Source organism: Paenibacillus xylanilyticus (genome assembly GCF_013359935.1).
In the GTDB taxonomy this organism is placed as follows: domain Bacteria; phylum Bacillota; class Bacilli; order Paenibacillales; family Paenibacillaceae; genus Paenibacillus; species Paenibacillus xylanilyticus.
In genome coordinates this window covers 120,513-138,407 of the sequence record NZ_JABMCB010000178.1, presented here as the reverse complement: position 1 = coordinate 138,407, position 17,895 = coordinate 120,513, and the positions used below count along the sequence as shown (strand labels likewise).

The following is a 17,895-nucleotide window of genomic DNA, read 5'->3' as shown; positions in this document are numbered from 1 at the left end:
AGGATATAAAAAAAGAATGTGGAAAAGGGGAATTTTCAAAATGAAAAGAGGCTTATCGTTCGTCTTATCGATCATCATGTTGGCAGTTTTGTTGGCGGCTTGTGGGACTTCGGCTTCCAAAGACGAACAATCGGCCCAAGGTGGCGAAAGTGAAAAATCACTGCGCATGGCACTCGTACTTCCTGAAAAAATCGGGGTAAACCCGTTCTTTGTACAAATGGATGAAGGTTTCAAAAAAGCAGGTGAAGAGTTTAAGGTAGATACCAAAACGATTGAATCCACAGACCCGGCAGCATTTGAGCAAAATCTGCGTGCTGCGGTTGCGGAGAACTATGATCTGATTATTACGGCAACATTCCAGGCAGAGGATGCACTGAAAAAGGTTGCTGCCGAGAATCCGGACAAGTCCTTTGCCATCGTGGATACAACGGTTGATCTGCCGAACGTACGCAGCGTTGGTTTCCGTGAATATGAAGGAGCGTACCTGCTTGGTGCGGCTGCCGGACTGTCCACCAAAACGGATAAAGTCGGCATGATCGCAGCGATGGACGTTCCATTGATTAAGAAATATACCGAAGGTTTCAAAGCGGGTCTGGAATCCGTTAATCCGGATGCAGAATTCCTCGTAAACTACGTTGGTGGATTCAATGACGTAGCCAAGGCGAAAGAGCTGGCTTTGGTTCAATTCGGCAAAGGTGCTGACTTCATCGCTGGTGCATCTGCTGTAGGCGACCTTGGCGTATTTGAAGCAGCGAAGGAAAAAGGCTTCTATACTTCCGGCCAGGATACAGACCGTACCGTTGAAGATCCGGAACATATCGTATTATCCCAATTGAAATCAACAGATACGGTTGCTTATCAAACCGTGAAGGATTTCGTGGAAGGAAACTTCCAAGCAGGCGCTGTAAACTACGGCCTGAAAGAAGATGGTGTTGGTCTGACTTTCGTTACACGTGATAGCGAGTCCGCACTGAGTGATTTTGTTGGACAAGAGGTTATCGACAAGGTGAAGGCAATCAATGAAGATATCGTATCCGGCAAAATCGTTGTGAAAGATCCATTGCAACAATAGCATTGATTGTTTCATGGAATTGTAATGATCAGCCGGCTGCCCGATCAGGCAGCCGGTTTTGCTGCTATTAAATAACCTATATATGTTCAACTAGTTTACAAGACAACGGCAGAGGACAGAAAAAACCTGAAGAAGCGGAGCGTTCGTGTTTATCTGCGGATTTTCCCTTTTAAAAAGGAATCAAAAAATCTGGGGATAACAGTGATCGGAAGGTTGTTCTGTCATCGTAGTGGCCAGTGTAATATCTTTAGTTGAACTTATATCGACCGAGAGGAGCGAACGCGAGATATGCTGTTGGAGATGGATCAGATTACGAAGAAATACGGCGGCTTCACCGCCAATCGGGACATCCGTTTTAATTTGCGTGAGGGAGAGATTCATGCTCTCGTTGGTGAGAATGGAGCGGGTAAAACAACCCTGATGCGCATGCTCTACGGAATGGAGCAGCCAACGTCAGGTACGATCAAAGTCCGTGGGCGCGAGGTGAGCTTCGCCACCCCGTCTCAGGCCATGGCAAGCGGCATTGGCATGGTGCATCAGCATTTCATGTTGTTTCCTTCCTTTACGGTGGCCGAAAACATTGTCATTGGCCGCGAGCCGGCGGCAGCGGGCGTGTTTGACCGCAAACAGGCAGCCGCTCAGGTGAACGAACTGGGCAGGAAGTATGGCATGCCGGTTGACCCGTGGAAAAAAGTATCCGAGTGTCCTCTCGGCTTGCAGCAGCGTGTGGAAATTCTCAAGGTGCTGCATCAGGGTGCAGATATCATCATATTGGACGAGCCTTCAGCGGTATTAACACCGCTGGAAGTCAAGGAATTGCTGGCGAATATGAAATCCCTTGCCAAGCTGGGCAAGACGTTTGTATTGATTACGCACAAGCTGCAGGAAGTCATGGACGTAGCAGACCGGATCACCGTTCTTCGAGATGGTCAGGTAACGGGAACATTGGAAGCGAAGGACACCAATGTGGAGGAGTTATCCCGCTTGATGGTTGGCCGTGAATTGGTCCGACTGAACAAGCAGCCATCTGTTCCTGCAGAAGCGGTACTTCAGGTGGACGGAGTAAGCTTGTCCGGAGCAAAGGATCGGTCTGCGCTTAAGGATATCCATATGGAAGTTCGAAAAGGCGAGGTCGTTGGCATTGCGGGCATCTCCGGTAACGGCCAGTCCGAACTGATCCAGGTCATTGCCGGACTGCGCAATGCAGACAGCGGCCGTATTTTGCTCTCAGGGCAGGATACAACGAATTGGCCTGTCCGCCGTATTCGCGAGCATGGACTTGCTCACATTCCCGAGGATCGGTATATGTGGGGAGCGGCCAAGGATGCGAGTGTTCGTGAGAACGGACTCATGGGACATCATCATCGGCTGCAGACGAGGGGTGTCATCAAGGCCAAGGCCGCACGAGCCATGGTGGAGGGCTGGATCAAGCAATTTAGCATCAAGACAGGTTCAGCGGAGACGAAGGCGCAGTTCTTGTCGGGAGGTAATCTGCAGAAGCTGATTGCTGCGCGTGAATTCGCGCAGGATGCACCGTTTTTGATTGCGGCGGAACCTACTCGGGGTGTGGATATCGGAGCAATGGAGACAATCCATGCCGAGCTGCTTCGCAAGCGCAATGAAGGTGCTGGCGTGCTGCTCGTTTCCTCCGAGTTGTCCGAGATTCTGCAATTATCCGATCGGGTCATTGTGATGTATGAAGGTGAGATCGCCGGGGAACTGAAGGCGGACGAAGCCACAGAAGAACAGATTAGCTTGTTGATGGCAGGAGGGAAAGAGCGGATATGAATCGGGTAAAAGAAACACTTCGCGGTCTCGTACAGCCGGTGCTTGCCATATTGATTGGTTTGCTTGCAGGAGCTGTGGCTATTCTGGTCGTTGGCGGGAATGTATTGGATACGTACGCAGAGATGTGGAAAGGGGCCTTCGGCAACTTTTACTTCTTCACCAATACACTGGCTCGTTCGACACCCATTATACTTGCTGGACTGGGCGTAGCACTTGCATTCCGTGCTGGATTTTTCAACATGGGGGCGGAAGGCCAGATGATTCTCGGGGGACTCAGTGCCGCGCTGACGGCGCTCTATCTGCCAGGCCCGGGCTGGTTTGTCTGCATTGCAGCCATTGTGGCGGGAATCCTGGCCGGAGGGATCTGGTCGGTGTTTGCAGGTTGGCTGGATGCCAGGTTTGGCATGAACCTGTTGATTACAACATTGCTCCTCAACTATATTGCCATTTATTTTGGCGGATACATGGTATCCTACCCATTCAAAGATCGTACCGGATCCGCAGCAATGGCTCAGACTCCGATGATTGATCAGGCTGTCTGGCTGCCGAAGCTCTTTCAGGGCATGGGGCTTCATGCCGGATTTATCATTGCCATCGTAGCTGCAATCCTGATCTACTGGTTCACACACAAAACCGTAACCGGTTATGAGATTCGAATGCTCGGAAGCAATCCATCGTTCGCGACTTACGGCGGGGTACGCCGAATTCGGATGATGATGCTGTCCATGGTGATCAGCGGTGGACTGGCCGGTCTGGCGGGTGCTGGGGAAGTGCTGGGAACGCAGTATCGTTTCCTGGACGGATCACTGTCATCCGCAAGTTATGCATGGAGCGGTATCATGGCGACACTGCTTGCCCGCTCGCACCCGCTCGGTACCGCTGTAGCGGCGATCCTCCTTGCTGCTCTTCAGACAGGCGCAATGGGCATGGAACGGAATACGGATGTGCCACTTGAAGTGGGCAGTGTGATCCAGGCCGTGCTGACGTTATTTGTATCAGCCCAGATCGGGTATTCATTCCTGAAGCGGAGAAAGGAGAAAAAGTCCAATGCAGCAACTGTTTGATGCAGCCATGTTTGGCTCTACCTTGCGGATTATGACTCCGATCCTGCTTGCAGCGCTCGGCGGGGCATTATGCTCCCGTGTGGGCCTTTTCAATGTGGGTCTTGAAGGACTTGTTCTGATCGGCGCCTTCTCCGCGATCGTCGGTAACTATTTGTTCGGTAACGTACTTCTGGCCGTTTTGTTCTCCATTATTATCGTCATGTTATTCTCGGCACTGTTTGCCTTTATCAGTATTAATCTGAAGGCCAACGCCATCGTGGTCGGGATCTCACTGAACTTCCTGGCGACAGGATTAACGACCTTTGCACTGCGGGCCATTTTTGATGTGAAGGGTGCATACTACGACAAGGACATGGTGGGACTTCCAAAATGGGATATTCCCCTCATTAAGGACATTCCTTGGGTTGGCGATGTAATCTCGGGGCATAGCCCGCTTGTGTATCTCGGAATCATACTCGTTATTGCATTACAATTTTATCTGTTCAAAAGTGTGTCCGGTTTCCGCCTGCGTTCCGTGGGTGAGAATCCCATCGCGGCGCAGAGCATCGGTATCAAGGTGCGCGGTATTCAGTATGGTGCAGTTCTGATGTGCGGTATCCTGTGTGCCCTTGCTGGCGCTCAGTTGTCTCTAGGTCAGGTTACAATGTTCACCGAGGGTATGACCGCAGGCCGCGGCTTTATCGCATTGGTCGCTACCATGCTCGGACAAGCAAATCCGCTTGGTGTGATGGGCTCCAGTGTACTGTTCGGCTTCATGGAAGCACTCAGCATTCGTCTGCAGGGCTTCTCCCTGCCAACGCACTTTACGTTGATGCTGCCGTATATTTTGACGCTGGTTGCGATGTTCTTTTTCAAAGACCGTACCTACGCGCAAGATGCACTGAAAGCGGGCGGAAGCTCGCGTTAATGTAAAAAGAAGGAGGGTTAACATTGCATAACAAGGCTGAACGTCTGAAAAAAACCAAAACTCCAGCACCCAAAGCGGGTGCTGAGCATGGAGATCGGCTGCCGCCGGGACAGATGCTAACCGAGAAATTCCCGATTTTGCATGAAGGTGAAGTTCCCGAATACGACATGTCCACGTGGGATCTGAAAGTGTTCGGCGAGGTAGAGGAAGAGAAAGTGTTTTCCTTCGCCGAGCTTCAGGCCATGCCGCAGGTAAATACCGTAAGTGATATTCACTGCGTAACCCGCTGGTCGAAATTCGATACACCGTGGGAAGGCATTCGTTTTTCGGATTTCATCAAGCTTTTGGGCGTCAAACCGGAGGCCAAATATGTCATGATCCATGCCGATCATGATTATGAGACGAACGTTCCGCTCGAAGAATTGCTGCATGACGACGTATTGCTTGCTTTCAAATATAACGGCGAGCCGCTTACACCGAAGCATGGCTACCCGCTGCGCCTGGTGGTGCCGCAGCTGTATTTCTGGAAGAGTGCCAAATGGATACGCGGTCTGGAATTCATGACAGAAGATCGTAACGGATTCTGGGAGAGCAACGGGTTTCACCACTTTGCCGATCCGTTCAAGGAGCAGCGCTTCTCGGGCGAAGATCTGCCGATTCCGGAAGACGAATGGACGAAGAAGGAGTTTGATTAACATGTTGATGCCCATTTTACAGATTCATTCGGAGGACATGCCTGCTTATGCCATTGTCTGTGGTGATCCCGCTCGTGCCGAGAAGATTTCCCGCAAGCTGGAGCAGGCAAGAGAACTGGCGTTCAGCCGGGAGTATCGCACATTCGTGGGGCTGTATGAAGGTGTGGAGATGGCTGTTGTCAGCCATGGCGTTGGTTCACCGGGGGCAGCTGTCTGCTTCGAAGAATTGATTCGTGCTGGGGTGACTACCCTGATTCGTGTCGGAACAGCAGGTTCGTATACTGCGGATTACCCGGCAGGCAGTTTGATTGTCAGTACGGCAGCGGTCCGCTCGGACGGATTGACCCGTCAACTGGTGCCGGATGGTTTCCCTGCGGTTGCTGATATCGGAGTTACACAGGCATTGATTGAAGCTGCACAGGAGAAAGGGAATGCCGACGCGGCAACTGCTGCAGGCAAAGTCGGCGTAGGCATCACAGTGACACTGGATGCGTTCTTCACAGGGGTGGAGGAGATTCCTCACCGCAAGTATAAACAGGCTGGTGCGCTTGCAGCCGAGATGGAAATTGCGGCACTCTACATTGTCAGCACATTGCGCGGTGCACGTGCCGGAGCGATTGTGGCGATCGATGGTTTCGCGGACAGCGATCTGGCAGCCGAGTATGATCCGCATACGGATGCAGTAGCACATGCAGTTGAACACGAGATGAATGCGGCTCTACGTGCGCTTGCTGCGCTCGCACGCCAAGATCAGGCGTAGGCATCGCTCATCGGGGTGCAACGTAAGGTAAAGTAAAGCTCCATCTGAAATGGTTGGTTTGAAAAAGGGACGTTCACTTGGTCATGTTGTATGACGTAGTGAACGTCTTTTTTATATCGCGAGTTACTTCCCGAACAAGTGCTGCGCCGTCTCGATAAACAAACGGGATGCCGGGGAAGCTTCAACCAGGGAAGGGACAGCAATCTCAATATTGCGATAAGCCTTCGGTTCGGTAGGGACTGCTTTTACACCAGGAGGCAGCCAGGAAAGAGAAATGGCAGGCAGCAAAGCAGTACCCAGTCCCTGTTCAATCATGCTAAGGCAAGTGTTGACGTTATGCACAATAAACCCGAATTTGAGCTCCGCTTCCGCCCGTCTGAACAAATCCACAATGGGCACTTCGTATCCGCCATTGCATATAATCATCGGATGTTGGTTCAGCCTCTTCACCGGCAGGATCTCCTGATCCGCAAATGGCTCATCCTCCCGAAACACAGCCAGCATCTCTTCATTATACAGCGGCAGCGTCTCATAAGCCCTATCCAATGGTTCCTTATCTGTCACAATAATGAGAGCAACATCAATAGAGCGTGAATTAAGCCACTCCTGAATCTCATGAATATTTCCCTCATGCAGCTCAAACTCAATGTGCGGATAGCGGTCACGGATGGAGCGGATAATTTTGGGCAGCAGATGGGCAGATGACATGGGAAAAGAACCAATGCGAATGGTACCAATCTCAAGTCCTTTTTCAGCCGCAACAACCTGTTGAACTTTATCGTATTGCTGCAAGATCCGACGGAAGATGACCAATATTCGCTGCCCCACATCGGTAAGTAAAATTCCGTTCCGCCGATCCCGTATGATCAGGGTGACGTCCAATTCATTTTCAAGAGATGAGATGGCCCGGCTGACCGCAGGCTGCGTCATATTCAGTTCCTGTCCTGCACGGGTGAAACTTCCGGTTTCGGCAACTTTCACGAACAACTGTAATTGTGAATTGGTCATAACTAATATGGTATGCTCCTTATGATTAACATGCATTTCAATTATTTTGGTGATTATTGTATCATGGAGACACGGAAACGATCAACGGATAGGAGAGATTGACTTATGGCTTTATCACGTGCAAAAGCAGGCTGGGTCCTGGCTTTTCTGGTACTTATGTGGGGAGTAAACTGGCCCCTGACCAAATATGCGTTAAATTTCACACCACCGCTTTTGTTTGCAGGCATGCGACTGTTAATTGGCGGACTGTTGCTTGGTATCTATGCTTTTCCACGGTACAAAACGCTGCGGCTCCGGGAAACCTGGCATATCTATGCTATCTCTGCGGTGCTGAACATTATTTTCTTCTACGGCTTTCAGACCGTTGGTCTGACGGAAGTGCCCGCAGGTTTATTTTCCTCCATTGTGTTCCTTCAGCCTGTGCTGCTCGGGATCGGGGCCTGGCTGTGGCTGGGCGAGTCGATGTATGGATTGAAAATCGCCGGACTGGTTCTCGGGTTTGCCGGTGTGGCGACGATCAGCATCGGCGGCATGACAGGCAAAGTATCCCCCGAAGGGGTTATGCTTGGACTGTTTAGTGCGATCAGCTGGGCGATTGGGACCGTATATATGAAGAGAACATCAACGAAGGTGGACGGGATCTGGATGACGGCGATTCCGATTCTGCTTGGCGGGGTTGTCCTGACGTTGACGGGTACAGCCACAGAGAGCTGGGCTGAAGTGCAGTGGGTACTTCCTTTTATACTGGATATGCTGTTCATTTCGGTGTTTGTCATTGCAATGGGATGGCTCGCGTTCTTCAAACTGGTCAGCTCCGGTGAAGCCAGCAAGGTGGGATCCTTCACATTTCTGATTCCGCTGATTGCTCTGTTATGCAGTGTACTGTTCCTTGGGGAATCGGTGACGGTCAATCTGATCGCAGGTTTAGTCATGATTATAGCCAGCATTCTGCTCGTAAATCTGAAGGTAAAGGGCAGCAAAGTCGCAAAAATATAAAAGCTAGTGGTGAACCTCCTCGATCCAGCTTTCCAGCTGGGCGGGAGGCTCGCCACTTTTTTATTATTAAGTGAATGAATTATAATTCCATGCCAAGAAGGGGGAGAAGGTGTGGAGTAGCGAATTAGTTTATGAGCATACAGAATTTAACATGATCTAACGAGGAGGTGTTTTATTAACCCATGTCGCTTACAACACTCATCTGGTTATTTCTTGTCACTTTTCTGCTTCATGATCTCGAAGAAATCATTTGGGTAGGTCCCTGGATTCGGAAGAATAAAACAAAAGTTCTCCAGCGTGTCTCGCCAAGGGTCTCCGAACGTCTGGAATCCATGCTGCGGATCAACAGCAGCCAGTTCGGTGTGGCTGTACTGCTGGAATTTGTCGTCTTCATACCCTTTGTGTATATAGCTGCAGAGTATGGACATTATTTTATGTTTTTGGCTTTTAATACACTCTTTTTGCTGCATGTATTTACACATATCGGGCAAAGCTTGTACCTGAAAATGTACACCCCGGGGGTAGTCAGCGCAGTATGTATCACGTTGCCGTACGGCATGTATCTGTTTTACCGATTTCTGAACGAGGGAATTGTAACTTGGGGGGAGGTATTGGTAAGCATACCAGTGGGACTTGTAGTTCTGCCCATTGTTATGTTGGGTCACGAACTTGGACGCAGACTTATACCGGATACATAATAGAATTTCATTAAACAGGAGGCGAATGGAATATGGGGTGGAGTGAATTTCGTGCAATTCCTTTTGAATATAATGATGAGGTGCGGCAGATTGATGAACAACTGCTTAGACTGGTCGCTGCACGGAAAAATATTACGGGAGCGGTTCAATACCATCCGCCTCAAGAGATTATAGATGAATGGGTAACATCACTGGATATGAAGGAAGAAGACATCCGTTATGTTATTCGTAATGTTCAACCCATGCCGCAGATGCATTTCTTCCCGCGCGAAGAACTGCCATTGATCGGTGTGGTGTCAATTATGAAGAAAGCAGTAATCGATTCATGCGAGTACCTTATAACCCATTCCATGCAATATGAGACAGAGAGCATAGTTCATCTGGAGATTCAATATAAAGGGAAGGAAGCTGAGCGTGTACATGTGGTACCACATCTGGCGCTAGAGATTATTAGTGGGCAGGGTTATATGACGATGAGACATAGCAGTCGTGGAGGGGGTGGCGACACACAAATGAGTTTTCGCGTGGTTCCCGCCCTGCCTTCCTCTCTGGAAAATATTCAATTCTCACTGATCCCTTCAATCCCGGAGTTGGAACATAAGATAGAAGAAGTCATATTGGACAAACAGGTGGACTTCGAATAGCACATATGGCGAATGGGAATGAAAAAATTGGGTAAGTTATATAAAGGAACATCATTATGATGATGAAATATAAAGGAGGACTCTAGAATGACACAGAATAATCAACCTCAAGATGAGGCGGAAATTCGCAACAAGCTGGACGAAGACGGGGATTCCTTGATGGAGAAAAAGAAAATCATGAACGGCGTAGATATCGAGCCCGAAGCGGATGATTGGGCTGCGAAGCCATCACCGGTTGCATTTGATGAGGGGAAGTCCTCCAAAGAATAAGACGAAACGAAAGAGTCGTTTCTAACCAAAGCAGATACCGCCTGAGGTATCTGCTTTATTTTGTTATATAATAATATAATTCAAGCAAGGAAGGTGTGATGAGAGTGGATCGTATCCATATCAGAAAGGCAGAGGCTCGAGACTATCCGGGCGTATCGCTGCTAATGAATGAATTGCATCAGATGCATGTTGAAGCTCGGCCCGATGTGTATAGAGCATTGCAGTCCAGGATGGAGAAGCAGGAGTTTGTAGAATTACTGGATACGGACATGCGATATCTATTTGTTGCTGAGTCATCAAGCACAGGTAGAATTCTTGGTTACGGAAGTGCACAATTAAGTTTGATACAAAATGTGGATCTGCTGTGTGATCGCAAAATACTGTATATCAATGAATTAGTTGTTGGAAGCGGTCAGCGGGGTCAGGGAACAGGGAAGAAGTTGATGCATGCGCTGATTGAAATGGGCAGGGAGCTCCAGGCAGACAGTGTTGAATTGACGGTATCTACATTTAATACGGGAGCACAGGCCTTCTATGAACAAATGGGTCTGTCTGTCCGAAGCAGCAGGATGGAGTACATACTGTAGCGGTTTCTTGCACATTTTAAAATAATACGGGATTACATTGGCGAATAAACAAATTTATATTTAACGCTTGAATACCCCCATGGGGTATGTTACACTGTGAAAAGAACGAAGAAAAGGGGTGTTCATGATGGATCATCAGAGCCATCCCAAGGAACCCTTGGAACCATCAGTAACGAACCAGCCGGAAGCGGCTGTACCGCCCGATCAACAAGCGGCTGCATGTCATTCTGAAGGCAGTGACGGGAAGCATGTGCGCAAGAGCCATCACTCGCAGGAGATGAAGGGTAACTTGATATCCCGTTTGAACCGGGTAGAAGGACAGATCCGCGGGATCAAGGGACTGATCGAGAAGGACACGTATTGTGACGATGTGCTTACCCAGATTGCGGCTGCGCAGTCTGCGCTCAATTCAGTGGGCAAGCTGCTGCTTGAAGGTCACATGAAGAGTTGTATCGTTGAACGGATCCAAGCGGGGGAACACGAGGTTGTAGATGAGCTGTTGGTTACGGTAAGGAAATTGATGAAGTAATGATATGCAGAATGAAGTAATCATTTATATATGCCAAGGAGGAAATGAATTATGTCTAACGTTACACTGAATGTTACTGGAATGTCGTGCAACCACTGCGTGAAATCAGTCGAAGAAGCTGTGAAAAGTGCGGGTGCCAAAGGACAAGTGGATCTGGCAGCGGGAACCGTTGCAGTGGAATATGATGAACAGCAAGTCAATGTGGAGCAGATCAAGGCTGCCATTGAAGATCAAGGATACGATGTAGTCTAAGAAGTTGGCTTAAATGGTGTTCTCTCGATTTATGGCTCAGTCCAAAGTGCCGACAGGCGTTGATCACAAGAGGGTGCATCGTTTAAGCCTGATTTTTTGTCTGTTTTATACCCCCCAGGGGTACAATAGGATAACGATTCAAGTATGAAAGGAGACTGACATCATGGATAAATCATCATCAACGGATAATACACCAAGAGCCGGATCGCAGCCGGATGGTTTGCAGACAACGCTGCAGATTACGGGCATGACCTGTGCGGCCTGTTCCACACGGATCGAAAAGGGATTATCACGTATGGAAGGTGTTCAGCAGGCCAGTGTCAATCTTGCCATAGAGCAAGCAAGCGTGACCTACGATCCGAAAGCTGTTAGTCTAGGCGCATTGCGGGATAAGGTGGAGGCGCTTGGCTACGGTACAGTGACGGAGTCAGTTGATCTGGACATTACGGGGATGACGTGCGCCGCATGCTCTGCCCGAATTGAAAAGGGGCTCTCCCGATTGCCAGGCGTATCGCGTGCGAATGTTAACCTGGCGCTGGAGACAGGGCATGTTGAATATGCAGCCGGAGCATTGAAACCTTCCGATATCACGGCCAAAATCAAACAGCTTGGCTACGGTGCTGAGTTGCAGCAGACACAGGAAGAAACCTCATCTGTCCGTGAGCGTGAGCTGCAGCGCAAGAAATGGAAGTGGATGATATCCGCTCTATTATCAATACCTCTGCTATGGGCGATGGTAGGTCATTTCTCGTTCACTTCTTGGATATGGGTGCCTGAGCTGTTTATGAATCCGTGGTTCCAACTGGTGCTGGCAGCTCCGGTACAATTCGTGATTGGATGGCAATTTTATGTGGGGGCTTATAAGGCCTTGCGGAATGGCAGTGCCAATATGGACGTCCTGGTCGCTTTGGGTACAAGTGCGGCATTCTTCTATAGTCTTTACCTGACCCTCACAAGTGGATTTGTAACCCCAACGACAATGGATCATGGTGGGATGGGGGCGAGTACAACGGCCACCATGCCTTCAATAGAACTCTATTATGAAACCAGTGCCATTCTGATTACATTAATCTTGCTTGGCAAATGGTTGGAAGCCGTAGCAAAAGGCCGCTCATCGCAGGCAATTAAAAGCCTGATCGAACTGGCTCCTCGTGAAGCCCGGGTAATCCGGGACGGGCAGGAAGTGGTTGTTCCTGCAGCATATGTGGCGGTAGGTGACCTTGTTCTAGTAAGACCAGGGGATAGCATTCCCGTGGATGGTATCGTGGAAGAAGGGCAGTCCTCAGTAGATGAATCCATGCTGAGCGGCGAGAGTTTGCCTGTCGATAAAAAGCCTGGTGACGCCGTTACGGGCGCTACGCTGAACAAAAATGGTGCACTGAGACTGCGCGCGACCCGAGTCGGTTCAGATACGGCGTTATCTCAAATCATTAAAGTGGTTGAACAGGCGCAGGGTTCTAAAGCGCCCATTCAGCGAATTGCGGATGTCATTTCGGGAATCTTTGTCCCGATTGTGGTCGGGATTGCTGTATTGACATTCCTGATCTGGTATCTGTTCGCAAGTCCCGGTGATTTCGCCGGATCGCTTGAAAAAGCGATTGCTGTACTTGTCATAGCCTGTCCATGTGCACTCGGGCTGGCGACACCAACCTCAGTCATGGCCGGGTCAGGGCGTGCAGCTGAGTATGGCATCCTTTTCAAAGGCGGCGAACATCTGGAATCGGCACAGCAGATTCAGACGGTTGTACTGGACAAAACAGGCACGGTCACTCAAGGCAAACCGGTACTGACAGATGTAATCACAGCATTTGATTGGGCAGAAGCGGAGCTGCTGAAACGGGTTGGAGCAGCAGAGCAGAGTTCTGAGCACCCGCTGGCGGAAGCCATTGTAGCAGGAATTCGAGCCAAAGGACACACCTTAACCCAATCGGAGCAGTTCGAGAACGTGCCGGGGTATGGCGTTCGGGCCAGAGTCGAGGGTCAGGAAGTTCTGGTTGGAACACGGCGGCTGCTTGCAGATGCTCATGTGGAGGTTCCGGAGGCGACCGTTCAACAGATGAACGATTTGGAGGAACGCGGTCGCACGGCGATGTTGGTTGCGGTAGATGGCCGCTGGGCAGGTATAGTGGCTGTCGCAGATACAATCAAGGATACATCACGAGAAGCCATTCAGCGTCTTCAGGCCATGGGGATAGATGTCATCATGATTACGGGGGATAATGAGCGTACTGCTCGTGCTGTAGCGGAGCAAGCGGGTATCCATAATGTCCTGGCAGAGGTCCTGCCTGAGGGCAAAGCTGCTGAAGTGAAGAAGCTGCAGGATCGCGGGCTCAAAGTGGCTATGGTCGGCGATGGGATCAATGATGCTCCTGCTCTGGCTACAGCAGATATCGGCATGGCGATCGGAACAGGGACAGATGTAGCGATGGAAGCGGCGGATATTACGCTGATGCGTGGCGATCTTAACAGTATTGCGGATGCGATCGAAGTGAGTCGGCGCACCATGGGCAATATTAAGCAGAATCTGTTCTGGGCGCTTGGCTATAACGTGATCGGTATCCCTATCGCGGCAGTGGGTTTCCTGGCTCCTTGGCTCGCTGGAGCGGCCATGGCATTCAGTTCGGTATCGGTCGTGCTGAACTCGCTGCGTCTGCAACGGTTGAAGTTGGAACGTAATCACAAATAGGCTGTGAATGGAATATCCTTGACGTCACATGTAAGAGAGATGAAGCGCGGTTTGCTGCGGCGAGCCGTGCTTTTTCTTGTCTTCTTATGAAAATGGACAGCACTATTTGTGAAATGTAAATTATGTTTTCTGAACATTTCAGAAATTAGTTGACAATAGTGACATATGCCATTAAAATTTAAACAATTGTTTGATTCAAACGATCGTTTAAATCAAATTAGAACTATTTTGTAATGGGGGACCTTATTCATGTTACAGGCATTACGCATTTTATTGAAAAAACCGCCAGTGATTGTAGGGATCGTTACGGCACTTATGTTCCAAGTGATCTTTAGTGTCATCTGGATGACTGCATACTCCGGCGTGAACGACCGCACGAATGAATTGACGGTTGCGATTGTGAATGAAGACGGAGAAATGTCCCAAGGGATAGCGGATAGTATGGCTAAGACACTGCCTTTCCACACGGTATCCGATCTCAGTTCTGCTGAAGCATTGGATCAATTGAATCATCACGAAGTGCATATGGTGCTGAATATTCCGGCAGGCTTTAACGAGCTGCTTCAGACCGCGGGTTCCACCGCCGAAATTAAGTACACGATTAACGAGGCTAACCCGGTTACGATCAAAAGCATGATGCAAGGTGTATCACAAAGTGTAACAAACACGATTAACAAGCAAGCAACAGCTCAAGGTGTACAGACCCTGCTGACGGCTACAGGAGCACCTGCGGATCAGGCTGCAGCTGCTGCTGCCAACCTGGCTTCCCGGGTCGAAGGAACAACAACTTCGATTAACCCCGTGAATGGAATGAATAATCAGATGGTACCGATGATGATGGTACTGGCTTCTTATGTCGGCGCCATGATCATGGGTATGAATCTGCAGACAGCAATGGGGATGCTGTCAGCTGCGCACTCCCGCCTGACGCTGTTCGGTGCAAGAATTGTGATTAACATCGGATCCGCTCTGGTGGTATCGCTTCTCGGCTCATCGTTGATTGTTGCGCTGGGGGGACAGATTGCCCAAGGATTCGTTGCTTTCTGGTTGTTCCAGGCTCTGTTCCTTTGCACGTTCATGTTCTTCTCCCAGTTCTTCCTGATCTGTTTCGGACCTGCAGGAAGCCTGTTCAACATCATCTCACTGTCCCTGCAGCTGGTATCTTCCGGTGCTATGGTGCCACGTGAACTGCTTAACAGCTTCTACAGCGGAATTGGACAGTATCTGCCTGCAACTTACGCGGTTCAGGGTATTCTGAGCGTTCAACTTGGTGGACCTGGAGTTCAGTCGGCAGCAGGCTCTGTTGCCATTGTCCTGGTCATCGCGGTTGCACTCTCCCTGGTTGTGACCATGCTCAAAAAACAGCGCATGCCAGCAGGCGCACCAAGCCCGGCTCAAGTGAACGGCTAATATTACAGACGTACATGACTCTCTATAGCATTGGAGCAGGCACCCCGGTGGACTTCACCCGGGGTGCCTGCTGTTCGTTACGAGTACGATTGCTGCTTTTTACATGGCATTGATCTTGCCTTGCGCTTTGATATACAAACTTTCATAATAAATAGATGGAGCAGCCTGGCTGCAGCCCGGGAAGCTGGAGCATAGAAAAGAACGGATAAGAGGAGCGGACGGAATGACGGAACCGGAATTGGATATCAAAACGAGGATTTTGCTTGCAGCCAAGAAACTTTTTGCACAGCAGGGGTATGACGGGACAAGTGTTCGTCAAATCTGTGATGAGGCAGGTGCCAATGTGTCACTGGTCTCGTATCATTTTGGCGGAAAAGAAAAGGTGTTTGAAGCCATATTCGAGCACTTCTTTCCTGGTCACATGCTGAATGATTTGGCTGCGGAGTCCATGTCCCCTGTTGAGGGTATCACCAAAATTGTAGGTGAAGTCGTAAAGTTCACGATGAATGACTGGGAGATGAGCGATATTGTACAGCTTGAAATAACGCTGAATACCCATCGCACGGCTACCGTATTTCGCTTCCTGGACCCTGTGTGGACCAAAGTGAAGGACTTGCTGCAAGAAGGCAAGGACCAAGGGATATTCCAGATCGATTCCGTATCTTATGCAATGCTTCAGGTCATGGGTGTGGCTCTGGCACACAAACGTGCCAAAAACTCACGGTTTACGTTTAACTATGAGGATATGGATACAGATCAGCTGGCTGAACAGACGATTGAATTCGTACTACGAGGACTGGGAGTGAATAGACATGAATGAAACGATTGAATTGATGATGAAACACCGCTCGGTGCGGAAATTCAAGCCGGACCCGGTAAGTGAGGAACAGCTGGCGGCAATTGTAGCTGCCGGGCAGATGGCTTCCTCATCCAGCAGCGTACAGGCATATAGCGTCGTTGCCGTGACGGATTCGAAACTAAAATCGAAACTCGCTGCATTGGCAGGTAACCAAGTCTATGTGGAAGAATGTCCTGTTTTTCTCGTATGGTGTGCGGATCTGTACCGATTGAGTGATGCGGCAAGACGCCACCTGCCAGAGAAGGAATCCTATGCCGATTCCACAGAGAACTTCATGGTTGCAACCATCGATGTGGCCCTGGCCTCCCAGAATGCCGCTCTGGCGGCTGAGTCGCTTGGTTTCGGGATTGTATATATTGGCGGGCTGCGTAACCGGATTGAGGAAGTGACTGAATTACTGGGATTGCCGGAAGGGGTTTACCCTGTATTCGGTATGTGTATCGGTGTAGCCGATCAGGAAACCGGAATTCGCCCACGTCTGCCACTGAATGCGGTACTTCACCGCAATCGCTATGATGCCGAGCAGACGCTCCAGGGCGTGGAAAGCTACGACGAAACAACGACAGCATACATGAAAGCTCGCACGAACGGTGAACGTACAACACCGTGGTCCGAGCTGATGGCGAAACGCCTTACGGAGCCGGCACGTCTTCAGATGAAGCCTTACCTCGAAGGCAGAGGATTTATGAAGCGCTAAAGTGGTTGTATAGAAGAAGGTCAGCCGGGGAGTCCGGCTGACCTTTTTGTTGTCGTAATCTGCACCCTGAATTAGGGCAAACGGTAAAAGCGCTTGGTGTTCTGGTAAAAGAGTCGTGCCGCCCGCTCGCTTCCCATGCCGGTAATCTCGCTCCAGGCCTGAATGACCTGTCTCGTCATGGCGGGATGTGTCATGCGCCCCTGAAACGGTCCCTCAAAAGGCCAGGGACCGTCAGTTTCCGCCATGACCTGTTCGGCAGGGTACTGCCTTGCCAGATCACGGATTTCCTCTTCGTATTGAATATCAGGTGTGAATGAGATGAAGTACCCGTTATCAGCCATCCGCTGAACAGTTTTGGGGGAGCCCTTGAACCAGTGAAAATGGGCATGTCTGAACTGATATTGTTCCAGCATGTCACAAACGATGTCGGCATCTTCATATACGGCATGAAGAACGATGGGTTTGTTATGCCTCTTCGCAAGCTGGATAAACCGTTCAAGCAGCTTGATATACCCGCTCTGGTCAAAATCTTGCCCCGCCTGTTCAGCTTCCTGGCGATTGTAGTAAGGCAGTCCCACTTCCCCAATGGCCGCAGCTTGTCCGATGTGCTTTTCAATCCAATCAAAGAAGAGGTCTTGGTCTGCCGCGGCAGGCAAGGACTGTTCCGGGTGGAAGCCGAAGGCCGGATACACAGTTCGGGGATTCTGTCTCGCCAGCTCCAGATTGGCCTGGGCCGAAGACATATTCATGGAAACTGCGATGAGTGCTTCAACCTGTTTGTCCGAAAAGGATTGCAGCATCTCACGTTGCTCTTCTGGTGTGTATTGATCGAGATGAATATGAGCATCGATTAATGGTGCAAAAGCTTGAGTATGCATGGAGGTGCCCCCCTGTAGTCTTTGGTCTTTCGAATAGTGATACGCAAAGGATGCTGAACTGGACCACCACTTTAGGTGAATATAACCAAAAACCC

At 49.9% G+C, this 17,895-nt stretch carries 19 protein-coding genes; 17 read left to right on the top strand and 2 right to left on the bottom strand.

The features are described 5' to 3' along the window. Positions 1-40 precede the first annotated feature (40 nt). The 6 genes from HP552_RS12915 (at position 41) to HP552_RS12890 (ending at position 6,286) form a co-directional block, all read left to right on the top strand. A complete protein-coding gene (locus HP552_RS12915; protein ID WP_175395865.1) occupies positions 41-1,072 on the top strand; it encodes a BMP family lipoprotein in 1,032 nt (343 codons plus the stop codon). Positions 1,073-1,360: 288 nt separating this feature from the next. Next, on the top strand, positions 1,361-2,860 hold the full coding sequence (locus tag HP552_RS12910; protein WP_175395864.1) for an ABC transporter ATP-binding protein: 1,500 nt from the start codon (positions 1,361-1,363) through the stop codon (positions 2,858-2,860). Continuing rightward, on the top strand, positions 2,857-3,924 hold the full coding sequence (locus HP552_RS12905) for an ABC transporter permease (protein WP_175395863.1): 1,068 nt from the start codon (positions 2,857-2,859) through the stop codon (positions 3,922-3,924). The genes HP552_RS12910 and HP552_RS12905 overlap by 4 nt, the downstream gene beginning before the upstream one ends. Beyond that, positions 3,908-4,831, top strand: coding sequence for an ABC transporter permease (locus HP552_RS12900; RefSeq protein ID WP_175395862.1), 924 nt, complete (start codon positions 3,908-3,910; stop codon positions 4,829-4,831). Before HP552_RS12905 ends, HP552_RS12900 begins: the two co-directional genes overlap by 17 nt. Before the next feature lie 23 nt (positions 4,832-4,854). Then, positions 4,855-5,526 (top strand): sulfite oxidase-like oxidoreductase, encoded by a 672-nt coding sequence (locus HP552_RS12895; protein WP_175395861.1) that lies wholly within the window; start codon positions 4,855-4,857, stop codon positions 5,524-5,526. Position 5,527: 1 nt separating this feature from the next. After that, positions 5,528-6,286, top strand: coding sequence for a nucleoside phosphorylase (locus HP552_RS12890; RefSeq protein WP_175395860.1), 759 nt, complete (start codon positions 5,528-5,530; stop codon positions 6,284-6,286). 123 nt (positions 6,287-6,409) lie between these two features. On the opposite strand, the gene HP552_RS12885 is transcribed toward HP552_RS12890, so the two are convergent. Continuing rightward, positions 6,410-7,294, bottom strand: a complete 885-nt coding sequence (locus HP552_RS12885; RefSeq protein ID WP_175395859.1) for a LysR family transcriptional regulator — start codon at positions 7,292-7,294, stop codon at positions 6,410-6,412. Between the two features lie 105 nt (positions 7,295-7,399). On the opposite strand from HP552_RS12885, the gene HP552_RS12880 reads away from it, so the two are divergent. The 11 genes from HP552_RS12880 (at position 7,400) to nfsA (ending at position 16,922) form a co-directional block, all read left to right on the top strand. Then, positions 7,400-8,290: a DMT family transporter gene (locus tag HP552_RS12880; RefSeq protein WP_175395858.1), complete on the top strand. Its 891-nt coding sequence runs from the start codon at positions 7,400-7,402 to the stop codon at positions 8,288-8,290. A gap of 182 nt (positions 8,291-8,472) precedes the next feature. Beyond that, on the top strand, positions 8,473-8,988 hold the full coding sequence (locus tag HP552_RS12875; protein WP_175395857.1) for an HXXEE domain-containing protein: 516 nt from the start codon (positions 8,473-8,475) through the stop codon (positions 8,986-8,988). Positions 8,989-9,020: 32 nt separating this feature from the next. After that, on the top strand, positions 9,021-9,632 hold the full coding sequence (locus HP552_RS12870) for a hypothetical protein (protein WP_175395856.1): 612 nt from the start codon (positions 9,021-9,023) through the stop codon (positions 9,630-9,632). A gap of 87 nt (positions 9,633-9,719) precedes the next feature. Next, positions 9,720-9,902: a hypothetical protein gene (locus HP552_RS12865; RefSeq protein WP_175395855.1), complete on the top strand. Its 183-nt coding sequence runs from the start codon at positions 9,720-9,722 to the stop codon at positions 9,900-9,902. A 98-nt stretch (positions 9,903-10,000) separates the two neighbouring features. Continuing rightward, positions 10,001-10,489 (top strand): GNAT family N-acetyltransferase, encoded by a 489-nt coding sequence (locus HP552_RS12860; RefSeq protein WP_175395854.1) that lies wholly within the window; start codon positions 10,001-10,003, stop codon positions 10,487-10,489. 127 nt (positions 10,490-10,616) lie between these two features. Next, positions 10,617-11,018 (top strand): metal-sensitive transcriptional regulator, encoded by a 402-nt coding sequence (locus tag HP552_RS12855; protein ID WP_175395950.1) that lies wholly within the window; start codon positions 10,617-10,619, stop codon positions 11,016-11,018. Positions 11,019-11,069: 51 nt separating this feature from the next. After that, positions 11,070-11,270, top strand: coding sequence for a copper ion binding protein (locus tag HP552_RS12850; protein ID WP_175395853.1), 201 nt, complete (start codon positions 11,070-11,072; stop codon positions 11,268-11,270). Between the two features lie 163 nt (positions 11,271-11,433). After that, on the top strand, positions 11,434-13,956 hold the full coding sequence (locus HP552_RS12845; protein WP_175395852.1) for a heavy metal translocating P-type ATPase: 2,523 nt from the start codon (positions 11,434-11,436) through the stop codon (positions 13,954-13,956). A gap of 249 nt (positions 13,957-14,205) precedes the next feature. Beyond that, positions 14,206-15,366, top strand: a complete 1,161-nt coding sequence (locus tag HP552_RS12840; RefSeq protein WP_175395851.1) for a YhgE/Pip domain-containing protein — start codon at positions 14,206-14,208, stop codon at positions 15,364-15,366. 223 nt (positions 15,367-15,589) lie between these two features. Further along, entirely contained in the window at positions 15,590-16,186 is a 597-nt protein-coding gene (locus tag HP552_RS12835) for a TetR family transcriptional regulator (protein WP_175395850.1), read from the top strand. Continuing rightward, entirely contained in the window at positions 16,179-16,922 is a 744-nt protein-coding gene (nfsA, locus tag HP552_RS12830) for an oxygen-insensitive NADPH nitroreductase (protein WP_175395849.1), read from the top strand. Before HP552_RS12835 ends, nfsA begins: the two co-directional genes overlap by 8 nt. 71 nt (positions 16,923-16,993) lie before the next feature. Here nfsA and HP552_RS12825 read toward each other — a convergent pair whose 3' ends face one another. After that, entirely contained in the window at positions 16,994-17,800 is an 807-nt protein-coding gene (locus HP552_RS12825) for a TatD family hydrolase (protein ID WP_175395848.1), read from the bottom strand. Positions 17,801-17,895: the final 95 nt, after the last annotated feature.

What these genes read in the sequence shown, in the direction of transcription:
- HP552_RS12870 (WP_175395856.1), top strand. Translation starts at nt 9,021, where the DNA reads ATGGGGTGGAGTGAATTTCGTGCAATTCCTTTTGAATATAATGATGAG.
- HP552_RS12910 (WP_175395864.1), top strand. Translation starts at nt 1,361, where the DNA reads ATGCTGTTGGAGATGGATCAGATTACGAAGAAATACGGCGGCTTCACC.
- HP552_RS12905 (WP_175395863.1), top strand. Translation starts at nt 2,857, where the DNA reads ATGAATCGGGTAAAAGAAACACTTCGCGGTCTCGTACAGCCGGTGCTT.
- HP552_RS12890 (WP_175395860.1), top strand. Translation starts at nt 5,528, where the DNA reads ATGTTGATGCCCATTTTACAGATTCATTCGGAGGACATGCCTGCTTAT.
- HP552_RS12840 (WP_175395851.1), top strand. Translation starts at nt 14,206, where the DNA reads ATGTTACAGGCATTACGCATTTTATTGAAAAAACCGCCAGTGATTGTA.
- HP552_RS12860 (WP_175395854.1), top strand. Translation starts at nt 10,001, where the DNA reads ATGAGAGTGGATCGTATCCATATCAGAAAGGCAGAGGCTCGAGACTAT.
- HP552_RS12875 (WP_175395857.1), top strand. Translation starts at nt 8,473, where the DNA reads ATGTCGCTTACAACACTCATCTGGTTATTTCTTGTCACTTTTCTGCTT.
- HP552_RS12835 (WP_175395850.1), top strand. Translation starts at nt 15,590, where the DNA reads ATGACGGAACCGGAATTGGATATCAAAACGAGGATTTTGCTTGCAGCC.
- HP552_RS12900 (WP_175395862.1), top strand. Translation starts at nt 3,908, where the DNA reads ATGCAGCAACTGTTTGATGCAGCCATGTTTGGCTCTACCTTGCGGATT.
- HP552_RS12915 (WP_175395865.1), top strand. Translation starts at nt 41, where the DNA reads ATGAAAAGAGGCTTATCGTTCGTCTTATCGATCATCATGTTGGCAGTT.
- HP552_RS12825 (WP_175395848.1), bottom strand. Translation starts at nt 17,800, where the DNA reads ATGCATACTCAAGCTTTTGCACCATTAATCGATGCTCATATTCATCTC.
- nfsA (WP_175395849.1), top strand. Translation starts at nt 16,179, where the DNA reads ATGAATGAAACGATTGAATTGATGATGAAACACCGCTCGGTGCGGAAA.
- HP552_RS12865 (WP_175395855.1), top strand. Translation starts at nt 9,720, where the DNA reads ATGACACAGAATAATCAACCTCAAGATGAGGCGGAAATTCGCAACAAG.
- HP552_RS12885 (WP_175395859.1), bottom strand. Translation starts at nt 7,294, where the DNA reads ATGACCAATTCACAATTACAGTTGTTCGTGAAAGTTGCCGAAACCGGA.
- HP552_RS12850 (WP_175395853.1), top strand. Translation starts at nt 11,070, where the DNA reads ATGTCTAACGTTACACTGAATGTTACTGGAATGTCGTGCAACCACTGC.
- HP552_RS12855 (WP_175395950.1), top strand. Translation starts at nt 10,617, where the DNA reads ATGGATCATCAGAGCCATCCCAAGGAACCCTTGGAACCATCAGTAACG.
- HP552_RS12880 (WP_175395858.1), top strand. Translation starts at nt 7,400, where the DNA reads ATGGCTTTATCACGTGCAAAAGCAGGCTGGGTCCTGGCTTTTCTGGTA.
- HP552_RS12845 (WP_175395852.1), top strand. Translation starts at nt 11,434, where the DNA reads ATGGATAAATCATCATCAACGGATAATACACCAAGAGCCGGATCGCAG.